Source organism: Rhodoferax sp. GW821-FHT02C08 (assembly GCF_059421805.1).
The window spans coordinates 95,765-115,066 of sequence record NZ_JBWKVR010000007.1 but is presented as its reverse complement, the minus strand read 5'-3'; the positions used below and the strand labels follow the sequence as shown (position 1 = coordinate 115,066).

The 19,302-nt window shown below is 60.9% G+C and carries 13 protein-coding genes, 2 tRNA genes and 1 pseudogene; 4 read left to right on the top strand and 12 right to left on the bottom strand.

Translation table 11 applies throughout. The features are described from left to right. The first annotated feature begins 33 nt into the window (after window positions 1–33). Entirely contained in the window at window positions 34–2,967 is a 2,934-nt protein-coding gene (locus tag AC07VY_RS11050) for an MGH1-like glycoside hydrolase domain-containing protein (RefSeq protein WP_495097467.1), read from the top strand. Between the two features lie 372 nt (window positions 2,968–3,339). On the opposite strand, the gene AC07VY_RS11045 is transcribed toward AC07VY_RS11050, so the two are convergent. The 9 genes and pseudogenes from AC07VY_RS11045 to AC07VY_RS11005 all read right to left on the bottom strand — a co-directional run bounded on the left by AC07VY_RS11045 (window position 3,340) and on the right by AC07VY_RS11005 (window position 14,947). After that, window positions 3,340–4,431: an alpha-hydroxy acid oxidase gene (locus tag AC07VY_RS11045; protein ID WP_495097468.1), complete on the bottom strand. Its 1,092-nt coding sequence runs from the start codon at window positions 4,429–4,431 to the stop codon at window positions 3,340–3,342. Further along, window positions 4,428–5,111 carry a Fe2+-dependent dioxygenase gene (locus AC07VY_RS11040; protein WP_495097469.1) on the bottom strand — a complete coding sequence of 228 codons (684 nt, stop codon included), beginning with the start codon at window positions 5,109–5,111 and terminating at the stop codon, window positions 4,428–4,430. The genes AC07VY_RS11045 and AC07VY_RS11040 overlap by 4 nt, the downstream gene beginning before the upstream one ends. Window positions 5,112–5,186: 75 nt before the next feature. Beyond that, complete coding sequence (locus AC07VY_RS11035) at window positions 5,187–7,487, bottom strand: TonB-dependent receptor (protein WP_495097470.1); 2,301 nt, start codon at window positions 7,485–7,487, stop codon at window positions 5,187–5,189. Window positions 7,488–7,826: 339 nt separating this feature from the next. Then, complete coding sequence (locus AC07VY_RS11030; RefSeq protein WP_495097471.1) at window positions 7,827–8,969, bottom strand: DUF1513 domain-containing protein; 1,143 nt, start codon at window positions 8,967–8,969, stop codon at window positions 7,827–7,829. 124 nt (window positions 8,970–9,093) lie between these two features. Then, window positions 9,094–9,816 (bottom strand): annotated as a pseudogene (locus AC07VY_RS11025) (imelysin family protein); the annotation flags it as partial. A gap of 188 nt (window positions 9,817–10,004) precedes the next feature. Continuing rightward, window positions 10,005–11,432: a di-heme oxidoreductase family protein gene (locus tag AC07VY_RS11020; protein ID WP_495097472.1), complete on the bottom strand. Its 1,428-nt coding sequence runs from the start codon at window positions 11,430–11,432 to the stop codon at window positions 10,005–10,007. 4 nt (window positions 11,433–11,436) lie between these two features. Then, window positions 11,437–12,612, bottom strand: coding sequence for an imelysin family protein (locus tag AC07VY_RS11015; RefSeq protein ID WP_495097473.1), 1,176 nt, complete (start codon window positions 12,610–12,612; stop codon window positions 11,437–11,439). A gap of 172 nt (window positions 12,613–12,784) precedes the next feature. After that, window positions 12,785–13,717: an exopolyphosphatase gene (locus AC07VY_RS11010; protein WP_495075345.1), complete on the bottom strand. Its 933-nt coding sequence runs from the start codon at window positions 13,715–13,717 to the stop codon at window positions 12,785–12,787. An 81-nt stretch (window positions 13,718–13,798) separates the two neighbouring features. After that, window positions 13,799–14,947, bottom strand: coding sequence for an alpha-hydroxy acid oxidase (locus AC07VY_RS11005; protein WP_495097474.1), 1,149 nt, complete (start codon window positions 14,945–14,947; stop codon window positions 13,799–13,801). Between the two features lie 131 nt (window positions 14,948–15,078). On the opposite strand from AC07VY_RS11005, the gene AC07VY_RS11000 reads away from it, so the two are divergent. The 3 genes from AC07VY_RS11000 (at window position 15,079) to greB (ending at window position 15,970) form a co-directional block, all read left to right on the top strand. Then, window positions 15,079–15,155 (top strand) — tRNA-Arg (locus AC07VY_RS11000). Between the two features lie 101 nt (window positions 15,156–15,256). After that, window positions 15,257–15,333, top strand: a tRNA-Arg gene (locus AC07VY_RS10995). A 67-nt stretch (window positions 15,334–15,400) separates the two neighbouring features. After that, on the top strand, window positions 15,401–15,970 hold the full coding sequence (gene greB, locus AC07VY_RS10990) for a transcription elongation factor GreB (protein WP_495097475.1): 570 nt from the start codon (window positions 15,401–15,403) through the stop codon (window positions 15,968–15,970). A 13-nt stretch (window positions 15,971–15,983) separates the two neighbouring features. On the opposite strand, the gene AC07VY_RS10985 is transcribed toward greB, so the two are convergent. The 3 genes from AC07VY_RS10985 to gmk form a co-directional block, all read right to left on the bottom strand. Continuing rightward, entirely contained in the window at window positions 15,984–18,257 is a 2,274-nt protein-coding gene (locus AC07VY_RS10985) for a RelA/SpoT family protein (RefSeq protein ID WP_495097476.1), read from the bottom strand. A gap of 94 nt (window positions 18,258–18,351) precedes the next feature. Beyond that, on the bottom strand, window positions 18,352–18,555 hold the full coding sequence (rpoZ, locus tag AC07VY_RS10980) for a DNA-directed RNA polymerase subunit omega (RefSeq protein ID WP_495075349.1): 204 nt from the start codon (window positions 18,553–18,555) through the stop codon (window positions 18,352–18,354). Between the two features lie 16 nt (window positions 18,556–18,571). Beyond that, window positions 18,572–19,192, bottom strand: coding sequence for a guanylate kinase (gmk, locus tag AC07VY_RS10975; protein WP_495075350.1), 621 nt, complete (start codon window positions 19,190–19,192; stop codon window positions 18,572–18,574). Window positions 19,193–19,302: the final 110 nt, after the last annotated feature.

Genomic DNA, 19,302 nt, shown 5'->3' with positions numbered 1-19,302 from the left:
AATTTTAAAGAATTAAAATAACTGGAGACATTTATGAAATTGAAGATAAAAAAATCAAAGATCTATGCTGGCATTGCATTCTTTGTCATTGGGGGCGCGTATTCATCGGTCTTGCTGGCGGCGCCCACTAATTTTCTTAATAAAGACCAGTTGCTAACAGCGTATGCCCCTGATGGGGATTGGTATAAATCTAATATTCCATTTCTAGATATATCCAATCCTAAAATCCAGGAAATTTACTACTACCGCTGGAATGTACTGAAGTCGCATATGCGCAATGTGGGCAACAAGGAGGTTTTCACGGAATTCCTCAACGCCATGGGTTGGGACCAGGCTCCCAGCAACACGATTCCCGATGCGGCGGGCTTTCATATCACCGAAGGGCGTTGGCTAAAGGATCGCCGTCCGGTGAATGACTACATCAGCCACTGGTATTCGAATGCGGACCCACGCCAATTCAGCGAGTGGATCAGCGATGCCGCCTACCAGAAATACCTGGTGGATAGCGACAAGAGTTTTGTGGTGAATAACCTGGCCAATATGAAACGGGTTTACAACGCATGGAACGACCACTATGACGCGTCCCGTGGGCTCTATTGGCAGGTGCCGCTGAACGATGCCACCGAATACACCATTGCATCCATTGACGCTAGTGGCGGTAATGACGGTTTTACCGGGGGCGACGCCTTCAGGCCATCCATTAACAGTTATATGTATGCCAATGCGAAGGCGATCAGTAATATCGCTGCACTGGCTTCGGATACTGCTACTGCCAATGATTTTGCCGGTCGTGCATCCGCGATTAAAACGAATTTGCAAAATAGCCTTTGGAATTCGTCCTTCAACCATTTTGTGGACAGATATAAAGTATCCAACCAATACGTTCAAAATTGGAACTTTATCCGTGGTCGGGAATTGGTAGGGTATGCGCCGTGGTATTACGGCCTGCCAGACAACAATGCCACCTTTAATACGGCATGGACGCATTTGATGGATACGTCCAAGTTCTATGGCCAATTTGGCATCAGAACCAACGAACCCAGCTACCAATATTACATGCGGCAATACCGGTACGACGCCGCAACCAAATTGCGCGAGTGCCAGTGGAATGGCCCAAGCTGGCCATTCCAGACAACCCAGTTACTGGGCGGCATGGCCAATCTGCTCAACAATTACACGCAGACCAACGTGTCTCGCAGCGACTACATCAAGGTTTTGAACCAATACACGGTGCAGCATTACAAGAATGGCAAGCCGTATTTGGTGGAAGACTATGACCCGGATGTGGGTGGCCCGATCGTCGATTTGCCGGAGCGCAGCCAACACTATTTCCACTCCGGGTACATCGATCTGGTTATTTCCGGGTTGGTGGGTCTGCGGCCACGCGGCGACGATGTGTTGGAGGTGAACCCCCTGATTCCCACCAGCAGCAGCGATCCGAACTATGTGAGCTACTTTGCTCTTGAAGACGTTGCCTACCATGGCCACTCCCTGACCATTCTGTGGGATGCAGCGGGTACCCGCTACGGTCAAGGTGCCGGCCTGTCCATTTATGTCGATGGCACGCGGGTAGTCGGCCCGGCGGCGCTGGGCAAGAAAACCATCAATATCGCTGCGCCCATCGTGGCCGGCGCGACTGTTGGCGCCCAAAACTATGCGGTGAATGTGTCCGGCAGCGGCTATCCCGCTGCGTCAGCGTCTTTCAGCTATTCCACCGATCCGGCTGGAAAAGCCAATGACGGCCGGATTTGGTACTACCAGGATACGAAGAACCGCTGGTCGTCCTTTTCCTCGGGCAATGCCGTTGACTGGTATGCGGTGGACTTTGGCGCTACCAAGACGGTCTCGTCCGCGAAGCTGTATTTCTTCAGTGATGAGACCGGCCTGAAAGCCCCCACCAGCTACAACCTTCAGTACTGGAATGGCAGCGCGTGGGTCAATATTCCGAACCAGGTCAAGTCGCCTGCAGCGCCGCTGGGGAATACGGTCAACACCGTCAATTTCTCTGCGGTCAATGCGTCTCGCATTCGTGCGGTGTTCAACAATGCGTCGGGCTTCTACACCGGGATGAGCGAGTTTGAAGTCTATGGCAACGGCATTGCCAGTGGCTCCAGGTACCGCATGGTCAACTTCAATAGTGGAAAAGTGTTGGGCATTGCTGACGCGGCAACAACCGACGGTGCGTCAGCGCTGCAGTGGGCCGATAACGGAACGTCTGACCACAACTGGATCATCGAGCTGCAAAGCAGCGGGTTCTACAAGATCCGCAATGTGTTGAGCGGCAAGGTGCTTGGCGTCACCGGCATGTCCACTGGCAACGGCGCCCAGGTCATCCAATGGGCAGACACCGGGACAGCGGACCACGAATGGAAGATTGAATCGACAGACAACGGCACCTACAAAATCACCAACCGCAACAGCGGCAAGGTGCTGGCCATAACCAATGCCGCGACAAACGATGGCGCCCTGGCGCTTCAATGGAGTGACGTGGGCTCTCTGGACCAGCGCTGGGCATTGACGATAGACAGCGGGTTGACCTCCAATGCCATTTACAAGGTTGTCAACCGTAACAGTGGCAAGGTTCTGGGTGTCACAGGCATGTCGACAAGCGATGGCGCGCAGGTGGTTCAATGGGCTGACTCAGGTACAGCCGACCACAAATGGCGTGCTCGGCTGCTCAATGACGGTACGTACGCGTTTGTCAACGTCAATAGTTCCAAGGTACTGGGCATAGACCAAATGATGTCTTCCAACGGCACCAAGTCGGTCCAGACCCCTGACTCCGGTATAGCCGGAAATCTTTGGAAAGTAGTGGATGGTGGCAATGGCTACTACAAGCTGGTGAACAAGTTCAGCGGCAAGGTGCTCGGTATTGATAGCATGTTGACGACGGACGGCGCCAATGCTTTGCAATGGTCCGACAACGCAACCAATGACCAACTCTGGACATTTACAGCAACCCAGTAAATGAAGGCTAGAGGCCGCTGTTGCGGCTGTCTACGGGCGTCTGGATCAAGCAGTGCCATGGATTGTTTGTCCACGAGCGCTGTCCGCTTTGGGGTACTTTTTGTAGCCTGAGGTTGCTGCAGTATTGATAGCTACTAGCGTAGGTTCCTCCTGCGCTAGTAGGCTATTTGGCTTGAGATTTTGGGGTGGGTGTGGCGCCGTCAACGTCCCCAGTGGGGGATGCCAATGGCGTCCACAACCCCCAAATGATTTACAAGCCGAATCGGTCTCTGGCGCAAGAAGAACCTGCGGTACTAGCTATCAATTTGAGAGTAAACGTTCGTCCGGCCGCATGGCCTCGCGCCGTGCAGAGCGTAAACGCCCCTATGCCCGCTACACCAGCAGACTGGGCGACGCCTGCGCCAAGGTCGCGCAGCCGCACAGCGCCATTGCAATCTCCAGCTCATCCCGCAGCAGCCGCAGCACATGGGCTACGCCCACCGCACCCGCATTCGCCAGGCCATACACATAGGGCCGCCCCACCAGCACGGCGCTGGCGCCCAGGGCGATGGCTTTGAGTACATCCGTGCCACGGCGGATGCCGCCGTCTACCAGCACCGGCATGCTGCCGGCTACAGCCTCCACGATGCGCGGCAGCATCTGAACGGTGGCGGGGACGGTGTCCAGTGTGCGGCCGCCGTGGTTGGAGACGACCAGGCCGGCCACGCCCAGCCGGGCGGCCTGGGCCGCGTCGGCGGGGTGCAGCACGCCTTTGAGCAGCACGGGCAGGCGGGTGTGCGACTGTAGCCAGGTCACGTCGCCCCAGGTGGGCGCCACGTCGCCCAGGCCGCCACACAGACCGGGGCCGGTGGGCGCGGGGGCCAGGTCGGCCAGGTGCACGGCGCTGATGCCAGGCGGCAGCTGGAAGCCGGCGCGGCGCTCGCGGTCGCGGGCGCCGTGGGCCGGGGCGTCGACGGTCAGCACCAGGGCTTCAAAGCCGGCGTGTTCGGCGCGGCGCACCAGGTCGAGGGTGAAAGCGCGGTCGTGCTGGATATAGAGTTGGAACCATAAAGGGCCTCTGGCGCTTTCAGCACCTGCGGCAGAAGCTACGTTTTCCATAGCAATGCTGGACTGGGTGCTGAGTACCAGGCCCGCGCCCAGGGCTGCTGCTGCGTAGGCCGTGGCCAGCTCGCCATCTGGGTGGGCCATGCGCTGGTAGGCCACGGGCGCCAGCAGAATGGGGTGGGCCAGTTCGCGGCCCAGCAGCGTGGTGTGGGTGTGGCCACCGGTCAGGTTTTGCAGCACGCGGGGCAGCAGCTGCAAGCCGTCCCAAGCGCTGCGGTTGGCGCGCAGGGTGATTTCGTCTGCCGCGCCGCCGCTGAAGTAGGCCCAGGCATTTGCGTCCAGCACGGTCTGGGCGTGGCGGGCGTGGTCTTCCAGCGTGACCACGCCGGGCGGGATGCTGGCGACGCGCGGGGTGCTCATGTATCAGCCCACATGCGCAGGAGATTGTGATAAGTACCGGTGAGGGCCGTGGTCTCTGGCGTTTCGCCGTGCTGCTGGCGCAGGCGCAGCAGGTTCATGTCCAGGTCGAACAGCAGCTGGCGCTGCTCCTGGCTGCGCACCATGCTCTCCACCCAGAAGAAGCAGGCCAGGCGCGCACCGCGGGTGACGGGCGCCACCTGGTGCACGCTGGTACCAGCATAGACCACCAGGTGGCCGGCGGGCAGCTTGATGGACTGCGGGCCGGCGGCATCCTGCACCAGCAGCTCGCCGCCGTCGTAGTCGGCCGGGTCGCTGAGGAACAGGGTGCAGGAGATATCGGTGCGCACGCGCAGGCCGGTGTCGGGGGCGAAGCGCACGGCGTTGTCCACGTGCGGGCCATAGAAGTTGCTGCTGCCCTGGTAGCGGTTGATGCGCGGGGTGAAGACGCGTTTGGGCAGGGTGGCCGAGAAGAATGTGGGGTTGCGGTCCAGCCCGCGCAGTACCAGGGCGCGGATCTGGCTGGCGGCGTCGCAGTCGTGCGGTAGCTGCTCGTTGTTCTTGACCTCGCGGGCCTGGCTGCCGGCACTGTCGCGGCCATCGGCCCAGGGAGCGTGGTCCAGCAGTTGGCGGGCGTGCAGCACTTCTTCGGGGCTGAGGATGTCGGGTAGGTGGAGCAGCATGGGGGAATTGTCGTAGCTCGTGAAAAAGCCGCCCGAGAATACGTTCCCAGGGCGGCTTGGTTGGCGTGCCGTGGCTTAGAACTTGACGGTCAGCGTGGTTTGGAAGATGCGGCCGGCGCCGGGCACATAGTGGCCACGGTATAGCGCGTCAGCGTACAGCTTGTTGGCCACGTTGGTCAGGTTGGCCTTGAGGGTCATGCTGTCGTTGATGGCATATTCGGCCATCAGGTCGGCGGTCATGAAGCCGGGGGCTTCCCAGGCGGGGGCGGTCACGTCGGCGGGCGCTTGCTTGCTGCGGAAGTTGATACCGACACCGGCGCGCAGGGCGGGGGTGAACTGGTAGGTATTCCACACCGTACCGCTGTGCTTGGGGCTCAGGCCGGGGCGGTCACCCACGCGGTTACCCACGGTGGTGGCGGTAGAGGCCGCAATGTCCACACGGGCCACGGGCATCCACATGTAGGAGCCGTAGATTTCCCACGCGGTGGTCAGGCGGCCGGTGACGTCCAGCTCGAAGCCGGCGGTATGGCGCTTGCCCGATAGCAGCAGGCGGTCTGCCGCGGTGTCCGGGTCGGTGTTGCGCTCGTTGAACTTGGTGGAGCGGAACAAGGCCAGGCGTGTGGTGAAGCGCTTGTCGGCCGAGTCCAGCTTGGCACCGACTTCGATGTTTTCGCTGCGTTCCGGGTCGGTGTTGGCGCTTTGCGCGTTGTACGAGTAGGTGTCGCCCGAGGTGTTGAACGAGGTGCCCCAGGAGAAGTGGTACGAGTCCAGCACGTTGGGCTGGTACAGCACGCCAGCGCGCTTGCTGATGGCCGAGATGCTTTGCTTGTAGCTGGCAGTGCCTGCACCGGTGGTGACGCTGTAGGTATCGTACGTGCCATCCATGCTGTCGTAGCGCAGCCCTGCCAGCACCTTCCAGGTGGGCGTGATTTGCACCATGTCTTGGGCGTAGATGCCGTAGGTGTTGTTCACGAAGCCGCTGGATTGGCGAATGGTGCGCACCGATTCGTCGATGGCAGCGCCGTCATTGGGTGTGCCTGCCAGTGTGTTGGGCTTGGTGGGGACCACTCCGCCTTGTGCGGCGGTGAGTGCGGAGAAGGCGATCTTTTCCTCACGCGAATAGTCCACACCGGCCAGCACCGCGTGGCCCAGGCCCCAGGCGTCGAACTTGCTGCTCAGGTCGCTTTGCAGGTTCAGGGTTTCCAGGTTCTGGATTTTCAGCTGGGTGCCACGGGTGAATACGGTGCTGTCGCTGAAGTTGCCCAGGTCCACAGCCTGGCCACCAGGTTGCAGATTGGCAGCAGCAAAGCGCACCGTACCAGCGCGCTGGTTGCGGGTGAAGCGGCCTTTGCGGAACGAGGTCTTCAGCTCGGTGTCCGGGGTGAAGCGGTGGGTGTGGCTGATGGTGCCGACGTTGGCCGAGCCCGCGTTTTCATCGCTGGACATGCCGAAGTAGGCGCTGGGGTCCAGGCTGGTGATCAGGGTGTTGGCGGCGCTGGTGTCGCTGGCGTGGGCCTTGATCCATGGGATGCCGTAGTTCATGCCGTTGCGATTGTCCAGCGCATACAGGCTGACCGAGAACTCGTCCATCGAGCCGATGCCGAAGCGGTAGTTGGCGGCCAGACCATTCTTGTCGATGCTGCTACCGGCGCCGTTGTTGTCGGCCTTGGTGTACATGGCGTTGATGCGCAGCGCGGCATCGTCGGCGGTCTGGATGTTGAAGTCGCCGGTGACGCGGCGGAAGTCGTGGTTGCCCAGGGTGGTGGCCACTTCGGATTCGTTCTTCAGCAGGCCTTGCTTGCTGACCTGGTTGACCGCACCGCCGGTGGAGCCACGACCGAACAGCATGGACGCGGAGCCGCGCAGCAGCTCGATGCGGTCGTTGTTGAAGGTGTCGCGGTCGTAGAAAGCCGGGTCACGGATGCCGTCCAGGAAGATGTCGCCGGTGGACGCCAGCGAGAAGCCGCGCAGGCGGATGTCTTCCTCGCCACCTTCGGCGGCCTGGAAGGTCACGCCGGCGGTGTTGTGCAGCACTTCCTTCAGGGTATTGAGGTTGCGGTCAACGATCAGCTTTTCGGTCACCACGGTGATGGACTGCGGAATGTCGCGCAGCGCCTGCTGGCCCTTGCCGATGGTGGTGGTGGTGGCGCGAATGGCGTCCTTGCCCTCGGCCTGTTCCTTGACGACCACGGGGGCCAGGGACTTGGTGGCTTCTGCCTGCTGGGCTGCGGCGCTCAAGGAGCCGGCCAGCAGCATGGCGCCCAAGGGCAGCGCGGCATACGGAGTGGTGTGGGTTGCTGCGTTTTTAATAGCTGCTGACGCAGGTATTACCTGCGCTGGAGTGCTTTTTTTCTTGGAGGTTTTGTGTCGGGACATGGTAGTCAGCCTGAGAATAGAAAAGCTAAAACAATGGCTGGCTACCGCAGAAAAACGGCCCAAAACTGGGCCGTACGGATGGGCTGGCTACGAGGAAAGAACTGTGATGAATTGTAAATTAATGCGAATCATTCTTGTTATTTTTACTCAAAAAATAGGAATAAACAGGGTTTTGGGGCCTTGGAGCACGTTGCATGCTTGCAACATCTTTGAACACGTTCTGAGGCGTGGCTGCGTACCGTGCTGTGTTTACAAGAAATAGGCCGCTAGCGCAGGTTTTATCTGCGCCAGTAGCTATCTATTTAATAGTGGCAGCCCAGGCTGGTACGGGTCTGTTTGTTAGGCCGTTAGGGTCAGCCACTTGCCGTGGTTGTCCCAGTGCACCTTGTCCAGGTGGCGCTCCAGCGCGTGGTGGTCCTGCATGCCACGCACATCGCCTTGCGCGCCGCTGGCCAGCCAGTCAGCGCCCAGCGTGGCCAGGGCGCCGGCTTCGGGCAGGGGCTGCTGGCTGGGGGCTTCACCCTGGGCCGACCACCAGGCCAGTTGACCGGCACGGGTGGCGCTGATGACGAAGCGGTCGGTGGCCTGTGGGCCGCTGCCGGGCACAAAGGCCACGTCGCCCGCATAGCCGCCCAGGGCCAGCGCGGGCGGCAAGGGCACGCTGCGCAGGCCCGAGCCATCCAGCAGCGCCAGCAGCGGTGCACTGCGGCGGGCTTGCAGGTCGGTGTGCTCGGCTTGCATGGCCACGGCGATGGTGCCGTCGGGCGCGCGGGCCAGGTGGCGCAGACTGAGATATGGGTCGTCTACCCGCCAGGCTTGGCGCTGGGTGCCGGTCTTGGCGTCCAGCCGGGCAATCGACGAATCCATGCGGCCGATATTGAGCTTGGTGCGGCCGGTTTCCGGCAGGCTGAGCAGGCCACCATTGGCGACCAGCAGGCTGCCGTCGGGCTCTACCAGCACCATGTGCGGATCGAGCCCGCCGCTGGGGAATTCGGCCCGCTTTTCCAGGCTCAACGGGTCGCGTACGGCGATCATGCCGGCGCCAGTGTCGGTATTGGTTTCGGTGGTGTAGAGCGCGCTGCCGTCCAGCGCATAGCTGGCGTGGCCGCAGAGCACGCGGTCGTCTTCGATGTCATGCCAATGCACGGCGCGGGCGGTGCGGGTGTCGAAGCGCAACAGGTACTCGCCCGGGCGGCGGGCCACGGCCAGGGCGTGTGTGGGTTGGCCCAGGGCGCTGTGCTGCACCAGCACCTCGTGGGCGCGCTTGGGCAGGGCCACGCCGCGCGGGTTGCTGCCCAGCTGCCAGACGCCGGCCCAGGCCTGGTTGTCGCCGCCGCTGGTCCAGGCGGTCAGCAGGCCGGGGCGGGCTGCGCTGGAGGCATGCAGAGGCAGGGCCGATGTGGTTGCGGCTGTGGCGGCGGCGAAGGCCAGCCAGTCGCGGCGGCGCAGGGTGTAGGGCTGGGTCACCGTCTTAATCACCATCCGACTCCGAGAATCCGACCATGGTTTTCAGCTCGGGGGCGATCTTGTCTTCCATCAGCTGCTTGGTCTTGGCCAGGGCTTGCATGGCGGCGGTAACGCTCGCTACATGGCGGGGATCTGCCGCCTGCATGCGGGTGTTGAGCTCTGCGACAGCCGTTTCCAGCTGGGCCGACAGGGCCAACTGGTTGTCGCCGGCCAGATAGCCATTCAGGCTACCTTGTTCCTGGGCGCGGCCGGTGCCAACCAGGAAGTGCTGCAAGCTGGTCCAGGCGGCCTGCCAGGCGGCGCGGGTGTTGCCGCTGGTGGCGCGTGGCCAGTCGCTGGCGCGGCCGCTGCGTGCGGGTTTGCCCATCTTCTTCCAGCGCAGCTGCTCGAAGCCGCCCACGGCTTGGCTGAACCATTCGTGGAATACGGTGAGGGCGGTCTCTGGCGTCCAGTTCTGCTGCGCCATGGTCTGGAAGTCGGCCAGCACGGCCTGGGCTTCGGCTGCGCAGGCTTCGGCCAACTGGGCTGCGTAGTAGCACTGGGCGGCGTCCGGGGCACGCTGCCACAGTAGCCATTCCAGCGCCGGCAAGCCTTTGGCTGGCGCGCCGAGTTGCTCCAGCGCAGCAGCGTCTGCGGGCGGGGTTTGCACGGCGGCTGTCACCATGGCTGGGCGGGTAGGCCAGAAGTCCACGCTGCGGGCGCTGCGCCGCTCCAGCAGCGGACCGACGGACACGGCCGACAGCCGCTCCCAGTCGAGCATGGCGGCGCGCCAGGCATCGCGTGCGGGCTGCAGGCTGCAGCCGTCAGCGAGCCGGTCGCGCAACACGGCGGTGGAGTGGGCAAAAGCTTGCGCAGCGGGCACAAAGTGCAGCTGCAAGCCGTTGCGTACCAAGTCGGACGGGGTATAGGCCGGGCTGGCGATGCGCGCGGGCAGGGTGGCGGCACCCGCAGCATGGCATAGCGCGCCCAGGCCCAGGCTTAGGCTCAGGGTAAGCCAGCTTCGGCGGTCGATCAGAGCTGTCACAGCTTGGCTTTCTTTAGAACACGTTCTTAAAGGGAGTTCACGAACTTCACCAGCGCATCGCGGTCGGCCTTGGGCATTTTCAGCACCTGCTGGCGGGACGCTTCTGCCTCGCCACCATGCCACAGAATGGCCTCCATGGTGTTGCGGGCCCGGCCGTCATGCAGCTGGAAGCTGTGCTCGTTCACATCGGGCACCAGGCCCAGCCCCCACAGCGGCGCGGTACGCCATTGCTGGCCATTGGCCAAACCATCCGGGCGGCCATCGGCCAGGCCGGAGCCCATGTCGTGCAGCAGCAGGTCGGTATAGGGGTAGATCTTTTGCCCGCTGAGTGACGGGAAGGGCGATGTGCCGGTGGTATACGAGGGCCGGTGGCAGGCCGCGCATTGCGCCTGGGTAAACAGGGCCTGGCCCCGGCGCACGTCCAGGTCATTGAAGTTGCGCCGGGCCGGTACCGCCAGTGTGGCTTCGTACAGGATAACTTTGTCTAGCAGGGCGTTGTCTATCTCCGGACCGCCATCCTTGCCGCCACGTGGGGCAGCCAGGCAGGACTTCTGCTTGGGTGTGCAGTTCTCATGCGGGAAGTGCGCCGAGGTGATGCCGATGTCGCCATTGAAGGCGGCGGCGGTCTGGTGCGCCAGCGAGCCAGTGTTGGCCTTCCAGCCAAAGCGGCCCAGCACTTCCTTGCCGGCAACGGGGTCGAACACGCGGTTGGCCTGGCCCTTGATGGCGTCCGTGCGGCTGCTCTGCTGCTGCACATTGGCCAGCACGTCGGCCTCGGCAATTGCGTCCAGCAGGCCCACGCCCGGCATTTGCTGGGCCAGGCGGGGGCTGACCATGGTGTGGGCCTGCATGGGGCCGTAGCCGAGGTGGGTAAAGCTGTAGTGGGGCTGGCGCAGGCTGTAGCCGGTGCCGTCGGCAAACTGGCCGGGCAGCTCGGTATAGCGGATGCGGACCTTGCCCTCAGGCTTCACATCTTGCACCGCCAGGTTGGTGAACTGGTCACCGTACGTGGGTTCGGGAAAGGGTTTGCCATCCGGGCCTATCACCGATAAGCGGAACAGCAGGGCAATGGGTTGCTCGCTGGCCAGCCCGTTTTTAAAGGTATTCGGTGGCGCGCCGCGTCCGTCCTGGGTGTGGCAACCGCCGCAGGAGCGGGCCAGGAACAGCGGGCCCAGGCCGTCGCGGGCGGCGGTGGAGGAGGGGGCTTCCACCCAGTTGCGCCGGAAGAAGGAGTTGCCGATGGCAAATGCCGTGCGGCCTTCTTCGTCCAGATTGGCGGCGGGGAAGGAGAAGGCATTCAGCCCCACTTCAAATACCGTGGTGTTGCCGCCAGGTTTTTCTTCGGAGGGGTCGGGTTCGGAGGTGGACACCGCCAGGGCCAGCCAGCTGGCGCTGGCCCCGGCGAATGCCAGCGCCAGCAGGCGCAGGGTCTGCTGGCTGGCGAAAGTGGGCATATGCTTACTTGTCCTTGGGCTCGGAAATGCTCAGCTTGTTGATGCCCACGACCTTGGCTGCATCCACAAAGTCCTTGCTTTGCAGCTTCAAGGATTCGACCACGGCCTGCAGGCGTTTGCGGCCCTCTGGGTCCACGATCTCGCGGTCAAAAGGAGGGTGGATGTCTTCGGCAGCCTTGACCGTTGCGGCGACATGGCTGCTGGTGCGTTCGGCCACGCCAGCGTCCTTGGCGGCAACCAGGTCGCGCAGGGAGGCGCCTTGCAGCACGCTGCCGTCGGCACGCTTGAAGCGGCCCAGCCAGACGTTTTCAATGCCGGTGGCATTGGCTACGACGTCGCGGTGGGTGTTGTCGGAGAAGCAGGAGTGTTCGTCCTCCTGGTTCTTGGAGGCCAGAGCCACCTCGATGCGTTCACCCGCCAGTTCACCACGCGACAGCGAACCTACGCCAACCAGCATATTGCGCAGCGCGTTGGTGCCGGACTTCTCAAACTTGGCGCGGTAGTTCTTGGCGTCCGGTGCCCAGGCCTTGACCATGTCGCCCAGATCGTTGACCAGCAGCTCCGTAATCACCTTCAGGTATTCGCGGCGGCGGTTGGCGTTGGGTGTCTTGCCGTCCACAAAGTCTTCGAACGATCGGTCGCCCGGGCCGGTTTCGCTCAAGTCCTGGCCCCACAGCAGGAACTCAATGGCATGCCAGCCGGTGGCAATGTTCTCTTCGCCGCCACGTTCGTTCAGAGCGGACAGGCTCTTGGCGTTGATCTTGACTTTGGGGTTGTTGATGATGCCGGACTTGGGCTTGCCCACCACATAGTCCACATAGGCCTCGTCCATGGGCCAGGCGTTGATGCGACCTTCGGGGCCGTTCTTGTCGTCAATCGGACCGGCGTAGAAGCGGAAGGCTTCGGTCTGGCCGTAGAACTCGCGGGCGGCTAGCCAGGCTTTGCGGGCTTTGGCCAGGCCGTCTGCGCTGGGGTTGGCGATGAACTCCGCAATCGCGGTGTGCATGGCCTGGGCTGTGGTGAGGGTGTCTTCGTAGCTGGCGTGTACCAGGCGGCCATAGTGCGCAGCCACGGTTGCGGAGGTGACGGAGGCCGTCGTTTGGGCAGCAGGCTGCTCGGTCGTCTGGGCATGTGCGGCAAAGGCCGTCAGGAGCGCGGCGCTCAGCAAGAGAGATTTCACAGCAAGAGTCCTTGGAATGCAGGCCGTGAACAGCAAGACTTTTGCAATTGACACAACCTTTTTGACTGTGAATTGTAATGCGACTGATTCTTGATATTGTTTGTATATAGGATGTAAAAAAGCCTGGAACCACTAGCCGTGGTGCCAGGCTTTTGTACTAGGACGGTTGTGTTTAACCGTCCAGATTGATTTTGTCTGTCAGCTCTTGCAGCACGGTCGCGGCGCGGTCGTTTTCTACCTGGCAGGTGCCGGCCGCATGGTGGCCGCCGCCGCCGTACTGCAGCATCAGCTCACCCACATTGGTCTTGCTGCTGCGGTCCAAGATGGACTTGCCGGTGGCGAACACCGTGTTTTGCTTCTGCACGCCCCACATCACGTGGATGGAGATATTGGTTTGCGGGAACAGCGCATAGACCATGAAGCGGTTGGTGGCCCAGATGGTTTCTTCATGGCGCAGGTCCAATACCACCAGGTTTTTGTGCACGGTGGCGCAGCGCTCGATCTGGGCCTTGGCCTTGGTGGCGTGTTCCTGGTAGACCTCGACACGCTCTTTCACGTCTGGCAGCTTCAGGATGTCGTCGATGCCGTGGTTGCGGCAGTACTGGATCAGATCCATCATCAGCGCGTAGTTGCTGATGCGGAATTCGCGGAAGCGCCCCAGGCCGGTACGTGCGTCCATCAGGTAATTGAGCAGCACCCAGCCGGTGGGGTGGATGATTTCATCGCGAACATACTGGGCCGAGTCGGCCTTGTCCACGGCATCCATCATGTCGGCGGTGATGTTCGGGAAGGCCTTGGCGCCGCCGTAATAGTCATACACCACGCGGGCTGCCGACGGGGCCTTGGCGTCGATGATGTGGTTCTTTAGCCCGCTTTGGTTGCGTATGGTTTCCGACAGGTGGTGGTCGAACGCCAGGTGGGCACCGGCCACGTAGGGCAGGTTGGTGGTGATGTCACGGGAGGTGATATCCACTTTGCCGTCTTGCATGTCCTTGGGATGGACGAATTTGATTTCATCCACCATGTCCAGTTCGTTCAGCAGCACGGCGCATACCAGGCCATCAAAGTCACTGCGCGTGACCAAGCGGAATTTTTCTGTGCCCATGGAATCCATCCTTTATAAAGAAGACGCAAACGATCACGTAAAGCGTCTTGATTATGCTTCCACGGCGTTGGGCGATAGGGCCTAAAACCTGCTTGGCAAAAGAATGTTTTTGTCTACGTTGCCGATCTGGGTATGGCCACAAAAAGCCATGGTGACGTCCAGTTCCTTGTGCAGGATTTCCAGGCATTTGGTGACCCCGGCTTCGCCCATTGCACCTAGCCCGTATAGAAAGCTGCGGCCTATCATCGTGCCGCGTGCGCCGAGTGCCCAGGCCTTCAGTACGTCTTGGCCCGAGCGGATGCCGCTGTCCATCCAGACTTCGATGTTAGAACCCACCGCGTCGGCAATGGCTGGCAAGGCTTCGATCGCACTGGGGGCGCCGTCTAATTGGCGTCCGCCGTGGTTGGATACCACCAGGGCGTCGGCGCCGCTGTTCACCGCCAGCTGTGCATCTTCCAGGTCCATGATGCCTTTCAGGATGAGCTTGCCGCCCCAGCGCTGCTTGATCCATTCCACATCGTTCCAATCCAGCTGGGGGTCGAACTGTTCTTTGGTCCAGGCACTGAGGGAGGACATGTCACTCACATTCTTGGCATGGCCCACCAGGTTGCCGAAGGTGTGGCGGCGCGTGCCCGCCATGCCCAGGCACCAGCGCGGCTTGGTCATGAGGTTCAGGATGTTTCTCAGCGTCGGCTTGGGCGGTGCGGTCATGCCGTTCTTCAAGTCCTTGTGGCGTTGGCCCAGCACCTGCAGGTCCAGCGTGAGCACCAGTGCCGAGCAACCTGCGGCCTTGGCGCGGTCCATCAGGGCCTCCATAAAGGCGCGGTCGCGCATCCAGTAAAGCTGGAACCAGAAAGGCTCCTTGGTGTGGGCCGCAATATCTTCCAGCGAGCAGATACTCATGGTGGACAGCGTGAAGGGAATGCCGAACTTTTCTGCGGCTCGGGCCGCCAGGATTTCTCCATCGGCGTGCTGCATGCCGGTCAGGCCGGTGGGCGCAATCGCGATGGGCATGGCGGCGTCTTGCCCCACCATCTTCACCCGTGTGCTGCGATTGGCCATGTTGACGGCTACCCGCTGGCGCAGCTTGATCTTTTGAAAATCCTCGGAATTTGCGCGATAGGTGCTTTCGGTCCACGAGCCGGAGTCGGCGTAGTCGTAGAACATGCGGGGTACACGCTTTTGCGCCAGAACGCGCAGATCTTCGATATTGGTAATGACGTTGGGCACACGGTTCTCCTGAATGCCTTGGATGCTAGCGGGCTTGACCGTGGTGCGGGCTGAAGAAATTTTGGAGTTCACCGCATTTTTCTCACACGGCCTACTTTGATGCTGGATTCCGTTGTAGAATGCGAGGCTACGCGGCTGTAGCTCAGTTGGATAGAGTACTTGGCTACGAACCAAGGGGTCGTGGGTTCAATTCCTGCCAGCCGCACCAAAATGTAAAAACCCGCAAGTGTTGAGCTTGCGGGTTTTTTTACGCCTATTTTTCAGATTTTGATTCAGCGGGTGTCAATTCGTTGTAGAATACAAGGCTTAGCGGCTGTAGCTCAGTTGGATAGAGTACTTGGCTACGAACCAAGGGGTCGTGGGTTCAATTCCTGCCAGCCGCACCAAAAACGTATAAGCCCGCAATCGTAAGATTGCGGGCTTTTTACATTGTGCTGTGAGGTGCCAATATCCATGAGCAAAGCCTTTACACGCGAAAGCGATGCGGAAGACGAAGACGTTGACGTCTCTCCTACGGCAGCCTTGCCCTCCGGCAGCAAGAACTACATGACGCCCGAGGGTTGCGCCCGTTTGCGCGCCGAATTCAATACCTTGATGGAAGTTGAGCGCCCGAAGATCGTGGATGTGGTCTATTGGGCTGCCAGCAACGGCGACCGCTCGGAAAACGGTGACTACCTGTACGGCAAAAAGCGCCTGCGGGAAATTGACCGACGCATTCGTTTCTTGACCAAGCGCCTGGAAATTGCGGAAGTGGTGGACCCATCGGTTCATTTCGGTAGTGATCAGGTATTTTTTGGTGCCACGGTGGTGTACGAAGACGCCTCGGGCCAGCAACGCACGGTGATCATACGTGGCATAGATGAGGCCGATACCTCCCAGGGCCAAGTCAGCTGGGTGTCGCCGATCGCGCGGGCGCTGTTGAAAGCCCGGGTGGGCGATGTCGTGCGTTTGCAGTCGCCCGTAGGTATGCAGGACATCGAGGTACTGCGTGTGGACTACCCTGCGCCAGGAGCGGCGGCCTAGCAGCAGGTTAGCCTTAGGATGCCGGTGTAATGCGCTGAGCCCGGATCACCGAGGGTGTGCGCTGTACGTGGCGCAGCGCTACCTCCAGATGGGCCTGGTCGCGCACAGAGATCACGAAGCGCAGGTCGTTTGCGCCATGCGCTTCTTCCTGGCCCATGTCGACCTGGGTGATGTCCACCTCGGCAACGGCCAGCGCGGCCGCGACCTTGGCCAGCACGCCTTTTCCGCTGGTGACGGTGACAACGATGCCGGTTTCGAACTGCCGCATCGGCTCATCCGCCCAGTCCACGGCAATAAACCGTTCACTGTCTTTGTACTGCAGGCGTTTGGCAACAGCGCAATTGGCGGTATGCACCGCCAAACCTTCTCCGCGCCCCAGGTAGCCGACGATGGCGTCTCCTGGAATGGGGCGACAGCAGCGTGCAAACTGCACCGAGGTGTTCTCGCTACCGTCCAGTATGACCGCGCCTTGTGAGACAGTCTCATGCGCCATATAGCGCTCACGTGACAGCAGCAACGCGTCAGGTTTCTCCCCCTTTTCCGCCAGCAAGTGCACCAGTCGTTTGGCGACGATGCTGGCAACCCGTTTGCCCAGGCTGATGTCGGTCAGCAGTTCAATCCGGCTACGGTTGCCGGTGAAGCGCAGCAGCTTGTCCCAGATGGGTTGCTGTTCTGGCGTGGACTCGGGTAATCGTTCCAGACCTTCGGCGCGCAGGGCTTGTGTGAGCAGTTTTTCGCCCATGCTTTCAGACTCGGTCTGCGCCATGCTTTTCAGGTGGTGGCGGATCTTGGAGCGGGCCCTGCCAGTCCGCACAAAGCCCAGCCATGCCGGATTCGGGGCGGAGACCGAGGCGGTGATGATTTCGATGATGTCGCCGTTGCGCAGCTCGGTGCGCAACGGTACCTGCTCCCCATTGATTTTGGCGGCAACCGTGCGGTCACCCACATTACTGTGGATGGCGTAGGCAAAGTCCACCACGGTCGCGCCGCGCGGCATGGCCATGATCTGGCTTTTAGGCGTGAAGACATACACGGCGTCGGGGAACAGGTCCACCTTGACGTGGTCCCAGAATTCCGCCGCATCGCGGGTTTCATCCTGGATGTCGAGCAGGGACTGCAGCCATTTGGTGCCAAGGCGCTCGGCTGTGGCGCTGTCGGCATCGTTGGTTTTGTAGAGCCAGTGGGCGGCCACGCCGGATTCCGCAACCAGGTGCATGGCCTCTGTGCGCATTTGGAATTCCACGTTTACACCCGACGGCCCTACCAGCGTGGTATGCAGGGATTGATAGCCGTTGAGCTTGGCAATCGCGATATGGTCCTTGAATTTGCCTGGCACCGGCTTATACAGTTGGTGCAGCACGCCCAGTGCGGTGTAGCAGTCGGTGACGCTGGAGACGATGACCCGGAATCCGTAAATGTCCGTTACCTGGGCAAAGGTGAGGTGCTTGTCGGCCATCTTTTGGTAGATGGAATACAGGGTTTTTTCGCGTCCAGCGATGCGCACCTGCATGCCTGTTTGCGCAAAGGTGTTTTCGACCTCTTGCTGTACTTTTTGCACCAAGTCGCGTCGGCGGTTGCGTGCCTTGGTCACGGCCTTGGCCAAAATGGCATAGCGCCAGGGGCGCAGGTGGCGAAACGACAGGTCTTGCAGTTCGCGGTAGGTCTGGTTGAGCCCCAGGCGGTGGGCGATAGGGGCGTAGATTTCCAGGGTTTCGGAGGCGATGCGTCCCCATTTCGACCGGGGCATGTCGCCCATGGTGCGCATATTGTGGGTTCGATCGGCTAGCTTGATCAGTATCACCCGGACGTCGCGGGCCATGGCCAGCAGCATCTTTCGGAATGATTCGGCCTGGTTTTCTTCGCGTGTGTTGAATTGCAGTTTGTCCAGCTTGGTCAAGCCATCGACCAGCTCGGCAACCGGTGCGCCAAAACGTTCGATCAGTTCCGATTTGGTCGTGCCGCAGTCTTCCATGGCGTCATGCAGCAATGCCGCCATCAGCGCCTGCGCGTCGAGCTTCCAGGCCGCGCACTGTGCCGCAACCGCAATCGGGTGCGTGATATAGGGCTCACCACTGTTACGCAATTGGCCCAGATGGGCTTCGTCGGCAAAGCGGTAGGCTTGCCGTACCTGCTCCACACTGGCGCTATCCAGGTAGTCCAGACTGGCCGTCAGGGCTGCGAAGCTGGCCGCCGCTGCGTTGGCTGCAGCTGGGCTGGCGCCGTGTCCGCCTTTATGGGGGGGCTGGGGCGGGGCTGTGCTGCTGGCAGGTAAAGGCGTGTCACTCATGTTGCAAATATAGCGTGGCTGTCACATGTCGCAGCCGGGCAATAAAAAAGGCACCGAATTTCGGTGCCTTTTAAAGTGTGCAGGATTGCAAAGATCAGCTTGGGACCTTTTTCAGCATTTCCAGGCCGATTTTGCCGTCGGCAATCTCGCGCAATGCGGTGACCAGGGGCTTGTTCTTGCTCTCGATTTTCGGAGCATGGCCCTGGCTCAGCATGCGCGCGCGGTAGGTAGCTGCCAAAACCAGTTGAAAACGGTTAGGGATTTGCACCAGGCAATCTTCGACGGTGATACGGGCCATGAATTTCTCCAGAAAACTATGCGATGTTCAGGGATTTGAAGGTGTCGGCTCGGGCGCGGCGTTGGGCCGCAAACTTGAGCCGCTGGGCATGAACAATGGTTTTCATGTCGAAAACTGCCCGGTCAAATAGCTCGTTGATTATAACGAAGTCGAATTTATGCGCTTGCGCCATCTCTACGGCGGCATTGGCTAGGCGCAATTCGATAACGTCTGGAGCATCTTCGCCACGCCGCTCCAGGCGTGAGCGCAGCTCTTCCCAGCTGGGAGGCAGGATGAAGATCAGCACGGCATTGGCAAAAATCTGCTTGATCTGGATGGCGCCCTGGAAGTCGATTTCCAGAATCACATCTGCGCCCTGGGCCATGCGTTCTTCAATGGCTTTTTTGGACGTGCCGTAGCGGTTTCCGTGGACCTCGGCCCATTCTACAAAGGCGTCTGCCTGCACCATGGCATCGAATTCGGATTGCGAGGTGAAAAAATATTCGCGACCGTGCTTTTCCTGGCCGCGCGGGGCCCGGGTGGTGTGCGATACCGAGGGTTGCACCTTGGAGTCGAGTTCCATCAGGGCCTTGACCAGGCTGGATTTCCCTGCGCCGCTGGGAGCGGCAACCACAATTAAATTTCCAGGATAGTCCATGGTGCTGGGGCGTCGGTGACGGCTGAAAAATGGCACATTCTATATTTGCCCTTGCCGTCGATGGACCAAAGCGGCTGTGCGTGTCCGTGGCGCCACGTACCGGCAATCGC